Annotated in this window: 1 protein-coding gene; it reads left to right on the top strand. The window is 41.5% G+C overall.

Annotated elements, in window-relative coordinates; genetic code table 11:
- Nucleotides 1-1932, top strand: a 1932-nt coding sequence (locus F6K13_RS28465) for an esterase-like activity of phytase family protein (RefSeq protein ID WP_287289212.1), incomplete at its 5' end; no start/stop codon positions are given.
- Nucleotides 1933-2425: the final 493 nt, after the last annotated feature.

Genomic DNA, 2425 nt, shown 5'->3' with positions numbered 1-2425 from the left:
TGTAAATTCTTAGTTGTAGAAAGAGATTCCTCGGTTACTGCTACAGGCAAAAAGTTTATCTTTGAAATTGACCTAAAAGGTGCAACTAACTTACTTGCTGACGATGCGCCAGAATTACCAGAAGACATAACTCTAGAACAATTAACCGCAGATGATTTAGCAGCATTAGAAATTCAAGCAGTTAATAAAACTAAAGTAACAAACTTACCTTCAATTGGTTATATCGCCGGAGACAAAGTAGAAGGTCTGGCATTATTACCAGAATCAGATGATGGAGAATTCCGATTAGCGGTACTCAACGACAATGACTTTGGTCTCTTAGATGAACAAATTCCTGGTGATGGCACTCTACCCCTTAATTCCGATCCAGTGCCAGTAGTTCTAGGTGTAATTGATTTCTCAGAAAGTAATCAAATTGACCCTAGCGATCGCGATGATGGCATTAATTTAGGTAACTGGCCTGTTTTTGGGTTATTGCAGCCAGATAGTATTGCTTCCTTTGTGATAGAAGGTGAGACCTATTATGTCACAGCAGATGAAGGAGATGCCAGAGGTTATGATGCTCTGGATGAAGAAGCACGGGTAGGAGATGATGAATATGTACTCGACCCTGATGTTTTTGATGTTGCTGCACTAGAGGATGATGCTGCTATTGGTCGTCTAACAGTGACAACGGAAGATGGAGATATTGATGGTGATGGCGACTACGACCAAATTTTTGCTAATGGGGGTCGGTCTTTCAGTATTTGGGATGCTGCGGGCAACCAAATATTCAACAGTGGGGATAGTATTGAACGAGAAACTGCAGAGCAAATTCCAGAGAACTTCAACTCAAACCGAGACGAAAATACTTTTGACGATCGTAGCGACAATAGTGGTCCTGAACCCGAAGCTATAACTACAGGAGTTTTAGGCGATAAAACCTATACTTTTGTTGGTCTGGAACGTACAGGGGGCATTATGGTTTATGATGTCAGCAACCCCACCAGTCCTGATTTTGTGCAATACATTCCTAACCGCGACTTCTCTGTTGAGTTCGAAACTGATGCTGATAGAGACCCAGACCCTACCCCAGAGCAATTATCAGCAGCAGGGGACTTAGGACCAGAAGGATTTAAGTTTATTTCCCCAGAAGATAGTCCGAATAGGGAGGCGTTATTAGTAGTTGCTAATGAAATTAGTGGTACTACTACTGTTTATGAGTTTAGCCCAAACCAGGATATTCAGGGAACTCCAGGTGATGATAACCTCGAAGGTGGTACGGGTGATGACAACATTAATGGTCTTGGTGGTAATGATACTCTCAGTGGCCTGGGTGGCAGCGATACTATTAGTGGTTCTGCTGGCAACGATGATATTAATGGCAACCGTGGTGATGACCGCGTTAGTGGTGGTGATGGTGATGACCGCGTTAATGGTGGTTTGGAAAACGATACCATCTTTGGCGGTAATGGAGATGATAACTTAATCGGTCGTCTTGGTAATGACCGGATGTTAGGAGGTAGTGGAGAAGATACTCTCAGTGGTGGTCAAGGTCGCGATCGTCTCAATGGTGGTGAAGGTAATGATATTCTCACTGGTGGTGCAAGTATCGACCGCTTTATTTTTGCTGCCAATGATGAGTTTAGTCAGGTGAGTTTAGGGGTGGATGAAATTACAGACTTTAACCCAGACTTAGATTTAATTCTACTTGACTTAACAACTTTCACAGAAATTACTACTACTTCGGGTGAGGATATTGGGGATGAATTTGAAATAGTAGAAAGTAATGGTGATGCTGGCAATAGTGAAGCGATCGTTGTCTACAATTCTACTAATGGTGCTTTATTCTATAATGCTAATGGCAGCGATGGTGGTTTTGGAGATGGCGGTCAGTTTGCAACTTTGACTGGTACTCCAACTATATCAGCAGAGGATTTCGTAATCAGATAATATTTCTATCTAGTTAGTCTTTGTAGGTTGGGTTAAGCGATGGTCCAATCCAAAAATAACTGATGATACTATTATCTAATTATTTGTTTGGGATATATCTGGATGTTGGGTTGATCCTACGGATAAGCTAGTGCTAAAGTTCCTCAACCCAACCTACTCTACTTTTAATTGTTATCTGTTTCGATTTAGTTTTTGTAGATTGGGTTAAGCGATCGCGGAGCGGAACGGATGTTCTATCGCGCAACCCAACAATAACTGATGATATTATGGTCTAATTATTGTTTGCTGATTAAATCTCAAAGCATTTACATCTAAAGACTTTACTCTTTTTTTTCTTTCAAAAAAAGTGCCTGGTTTTCAGCTCTTGATGCTCAAAAAGGAGCGTATTTTAGGCGCATAGTTGGGCAAAAAAATCATTCTGACAATTGTTACTCCTACATCCTCGCTCATTCCTATTTCTCCTGTCTTCCCCTCCTGGGAGAGGTTAGGGGTG

The sequence above is a fragment of the Okeania sp. SIO2B9 genome (assembly GCF_010672505.1).
Classification (GTDB): Bacteria; Cyanobacteriota; Cyanobacteriia; order Cyanobacteriales; family Microcoleaceae; genus Okeania; species Okeania hirsuta.
This window is presented reverse-complemented; position numbering and strand designations above follow the sequence as displayed.